We start from the raw sequence: 5,019 nt of genomic DNA on the forward strand, positions 1-5,019 counted from the left end.
CGAAACAAAATTAAACTAAAAACAATGGCCAAACGAAAACGCTTGCACATTAAAGCTATGGCCGCATAATATTAACAGATGGAGCAGAATACTCTCTTATTATAAAGACTTAAAAACCCAACTTTCCCTGATGACGTACACGGCCTTTGGACCCATCTTGGATTTATTAATGATTTAGTCCGGGTTATATCTGAGAGCCATAACAAAATACGGAAATAGAATGATGATAGAAAAAATTAGTCAAATACTTTTAGTCACATGGATAATCATTCTTGGAACATCGTCCAGTTATGCTGAAAATAAAAAATGGAATTTTCTTATTATTGTTGTTGATGATTTAGGACAAATGGATATATCTCCAAATAATCCAGAAACTTTTTATCAAACACCCAATCTTGAAAAGCTCGCCTCACAGAGTGTAAGGTTTAGTCAAAATTATTCTGCCAGCCCCGTTTGTAGTCCCGCGAGACTAGCTTTAATGACAGGCAGACATCCCGCACGCTTAAATGCAACAGATTGGTTTCATATGGAAGAAGGTCAAGGCCGCGCTGAAACATATGTTTGGGGTAAAGATATTCAACATATGCCGATTAGTGAGGTTACTTTAGCAGAGGCATTAAAGCCTAAAGGATATAAAAGCGCCTTCATTGGAAAATGGCATTTAGGACATGATGAAAAATTTTGGCCCGAGCATCAGGGTTTTGATATTAACATAGGTGGCTTTTGGAGCGGTTCACCACGTGGTTTTAATGAAGAATTAGGTGAAGGATATTTTGCCCCGCATAATAATCCAAGGATGAAAGACGGAGCAGACGGAGAATATTTAACGGAAAGATTAAGCAACGAAGCGATAAATATAATTAATAACTTTAGTCGATCGGATAACCCTTTCTTGATGGTGCTTTCTTATTATACTGTTCATGTGCCATTAAATGCACCAAAAGACACAATCAATAAGTATGATGAAATTGCGGAAAATAAAAATCTTACCCGACTATTTACCGAAGAAGAGCAGGTATGGCCGACTGAAGAGATCAGAACAGTAAGAATTAATCAAACACATTCAACATATGCCGCAATGGTTGAACATATGGATGCGAATATAGGTCGCGTCTTAAATAAATTAGAAACAACTGGTTTATCGGAAAATACTATTGTTTTTTTTACATCTGATAATGGCGGATTATCAACTTCTGAGGGCTCTCCTACCAGTAACTTGCCTTTTCGTGGAGGAAAAGGTTGGGTTTATGAAGGAGGTATAAGGGTGCCATTTCTAGTGCGATGGCCAGATGTAGGAAAAGCCGGAATTGAAAATTCTTCGGTTGTAACCGGACTTGATATATTTCCAACTATTATGGAAATAACAGGAATAGAGACAGGCACTTTAGATGGAAATAGCATTGTTTCAAAATTAAAAGGCAATACTCAACTAACTGAGAAACCCGCTTTTTGGCATTATCCACATTATAGCAATCAAGGTGGCATGCCTGCTTCAGCCGTTAGATTAGGCGATTATAAATATATACTGCGGCTAGAAGATGGGCGACACCACTTATATAATTTGAAATTAGATCCTGAAGAAAAAAATGATATAGCCGCTGCACAGCCACAGAAAACAGCTGAAATGAAAAAAATGTTACTTTCCTGGTATAAAGACGTAGATGCCGAATTTCTGAGAGAGAAAGACGGCAATATTCCTTGGAAGCCTGAAAAGCAATTAATCAGATGACAATATAACGCCGTTTGCATCAATATAGCTCTGCCATTCCATTTTGAGTTCTTCTAGTTTCTCAGGCATCTCATTACTTAATTCTGTTCTTTCGCCGGGATCATTTTTCACGTTGAATAATTCCCAGTCACCGGTTCCAAATCGCGCCGGGAGTTTAATGATTTTCCAATCCCCTTTACGAACAGCTATACGCCCATCCAATTCCCAAATGACCGTATCATCTGCGGTATGGATATAATCTGCTTCGCCTTTTAGATATGGTACAATCGACTTACCGATATGCGGATGCGCCGTTTTTCCTTGATATGATCCGTCAAATGGCTCTGCTCCAGCGAGGTCAAGAAATGTTGGTGCAAGGTCAAGTACCGTCATAAATTGATCACTGAACTCACCTTTAAGCGTATCCGTTTTACCTTTATAATTAATGATACCTGGAACTTTTATGCCGCCCTCTGCAGAAAAGCCTTTAAACATTCTGGAAGGTGCGGTTCCAGCCTGTGCCCAATGCGGCCCATAATAGACATATGAATTTTCTTTACCCATATTTTCATATGAATTATCAAATTCCGTATCAATCCAATCTTGTGGAAATGCTTTATTCATTCCCGGTCCAAAACCTGCCGCTCCATTATCAGACATGAAAATAATGATCGTGTTATCACGTTCACCTGTTTCTTCCAGATAATTCAAAACACGCCCAATGTGATAATCCATGTTATCAACCATCGCCGCATAAATTTCCATTTCACGGGCTTCTATTTTCTTTTGCTCTTCTGATAAATTTTCCCAATTTTCGCTTTCAGGATAAACAAGGTCTGACACGACCGTATCGCTTTTTGTAATACCCATATTTTTTAAAGCACTAAGGCGTTTTTCTGTTAAGTCTTGATATCCGGCATCATATTTACCTTTATATTTATCAATATAATCTGCAGGTGCCTGAAGTGGCCAATGTGGTGCGGTATAAGCTAAATATGCAAAGAAGGGTTTTCCGTCCTCTCTATCGCTTTCAATATAATTGATGATCTTATCGGTATAAAATTCACTTGAGAAAAAATCATCCGGCAATTCAACACGCTTACCATTTTCCCTATACCAAGAGGTATCATGATCAATTGTCATGGGTTTATCATCAAAATGATGCCCACCGCCTTGAAGGAGCGAGAAAGATCTTTCAAAACCCCTTGCATATGCCGACTGGTCATCCTCATATCCAAGATGCCATTTACCAGTCATATAGGTATGGTACCCCGCATCCTTTAGTAATGTAGAAATGGAAACGACATCTTTATTCATATAACCTTCGTAACCGGGCTGACCTAGCTGTTTTGGGGATTGATCATTATACATTGTCCCCATTCCTGCTTTATGACTTGTCGTGCCACTAAGTAACATAGAACGCGTAGGCGAGCATGCAGAAGCCGCATATAAATTACTCATTTTTAAGCCGTCTGCTGCAAGCGCATCTAGGTTCGGTGTTGATATTTCGCCGCCAAAGGGGGCAATATCTGAATATCCTAAATCGTCAGCCAGAATTAAAAGAATATTTGGCCTATCATCCACACTGTTTGCTTCTACATTTTTTGCATCTTGTTCTGCGCACCCAGCGACAAGCAATAATGAAGTCAGATATATAGATATTCTTTTCATTTCATTCCCTTTATAATTTTTATTTTATTCTATTCTAATATCATATTATAGTATTTAACTTAAGTGATTTAATAAAAAAGGTGACACCGTGAATTTAATCAGCAAATTTTTTAATGTTTCTAAAATAACGTTATTGTTCACTTTAATTATGCCTATTGATTTAATAGCACAGTCACAAAACGATGATCTATTACCAAAAAGGCCAAACATCATCATTTTTTATGTAGATGATCTTGGCTATGGCGATATTGGCGTTAATGGCGCCAAAAATGTCACCACCCCTAATATTGATCAACTAGCAGCAGAAGGTATTAATTTTAAAGATGCCCATAGCACGGCAGCCACCTGTACACCGTCGCGCTATGCATTACTCACTGGTGAACATGGGTTTCGTATCAACAGCGATATATTAGAAGGTGACGCTCCAGCAATAATAAAACCGGGAAAACCTACCCTTCCGTCTATGCTTCAGGGGCAAGGATATAAAACCGCTGTTATAGGCAAATGGCACTTGGGGTTTGGTGATGGGAATATTAACTGGAATAGCAAGGTATCAACAGGACCACTTGAAATAGGTTTTGATTATAGTTTTCTTATGCCGATCACTGGTGATCGGGTACCAAGCGTCTTCCTTGAAAATCATCATGTCGTCAATCTAGATCATGAAGACCCGATTGAAGTAAATTATCTAAAAAAGATCGGCAATAGGCCCCATGGTGATGAACGTCCTGATTTGGTAAGATATCAGGCAGATGAGCAACATAATGATACTATTATAAATGGTGTTCCCAGAATAGGATCAATGAGTGGCGGAGAAGATGCACTCTGGAATGACGAAGATATTCCAGAAATTTTTAATCACAAAGCCATAGAGTTTATGCGATCTAACCGTGATGAACCCTTTTTTCTCTTTTATTCATTTCATGATATCCACGTCCCGCGCCTCCCTCACCAGGATTTCTCAGGTAAAACTAATATGGGCCCACGTGGAGATGCCATTGCCCAAGTTGACTGGGTCGTAGGGAAAATTTTAAAAGAAATTAAATATCTTGGCGTTGATCAAAATACATTGGTCATATTTACAAGTGATAACGGTCCAGTGTTAAACGATGGATATAATGACGGCGCAGATCAACTTTTAAACGGGCATAAACCCGGCGGCGAATTTCGTGGCGGCAAATATAGCGCTTATGAAGCAGGAACCAGAATGCCAACAATTTTTCGTTGGAATAACCAAATCAATACCGGTGAAAGCGACGCCTTATTATCTCAGGTCGACTTTTATGCCTCAATTGCTGAACTATTAGGGATAGAACTTTCAGAAACTGAAGCCATAGATAGTTTAAATATGCTACCCGCATTTTTAGGGACAGCTGAGATGGGAAGAAATTACATCATTGAAGAATCGGTTGCCACCCTTTCACTTAGGATGGGACAGTGGAAATATATTGCCCCATCTTCAGAAAGTTCAAGAAACCGTAATGAATGGGTAAAAACGGATAAAAATATCGAGGGCGGGTTTTCTTCCAATGAGCAACTTTATAATCTTGAAAACGATGCTGGCGAATTAAGGAATATTGCTGCTGAATATCCTTCAATCATTATAACAATGAGAAATAAATTAAACGAATTAAGAGATA

The 5,019-nt window shown here is 38.7% G+C and carries 3 protein-coding genes; 2 read left to right on the plus strand and 1 reads right to left on the minus strand.

What is annotated here, in order from left to right:
• Window positions 1–220: 220 nt before the first annotated feature.
• Window positions 221–1,729 (plus strand): sulfatase, encoded by a 1,509-nt coding sequence (locus ACTF6W_RS07810; RefSeq protein ID WP_438993980.1) that lies wholly within the window; start codon window positions 221–223, stop codon window positions 1,727–1,729.
• On the opposite strand, the gene ACTF6W_RS07815 is transcribed toward ACTF6W_RS07810, so the two are convergent.
• Window positions 1,718–3,379, minus strand: a complete 1,662-nt coding sequence (locus tag ACTF6W_RS07815) for an arylsulfatase (protein WP_438993981.1) — start codon at window positions 3,377–3,379, stop codon at window positions 1,718–1,720. The genes ACTF6W_RS07810 and ACTF6W_RS07815 overlap by 12 nt on opposite strands.
• Before the next feature lie 88 nt (window positions 3,380–3,467).
• Here ACTF6W_RS07815 and ACTF6W_RS07820 point away from each other — a divergent pair.
• Window positions 3,468–5,019 (plus strand): sulfatase family protein (locus ACTF6W_RS07820; protein ID WP_438993982.1); only part of this gene is annotated, 1,552 nt, incomplete at its 3' end.

Source organism: Pseudemcibacter sp. (genome assembly GCF_965661635.1).
GTDB lineage: Bacteria > Pseudomonadota > Alphaproteobacteria > Sphingomonadales > Emcibacteraceae > Pseudemcibacter.

Bases quoted from the DNA above. Each gene is read 5' to 3' on its own strand.
- ACTF6W_RS07810 (WP_438993980.1), top strand. From the start codon at position 221: ATGATGATAGAAAAAATTAGTCAAATACTTTTAGTCACATGGATAATC.
- ACTF6W_RS07815 (WP_438993981.1), bottom strand. From the start codon at position 3,379: ATGAAAAGAATATCTATATATCTGACTTCATTATTGCTTGTCGCTGGG.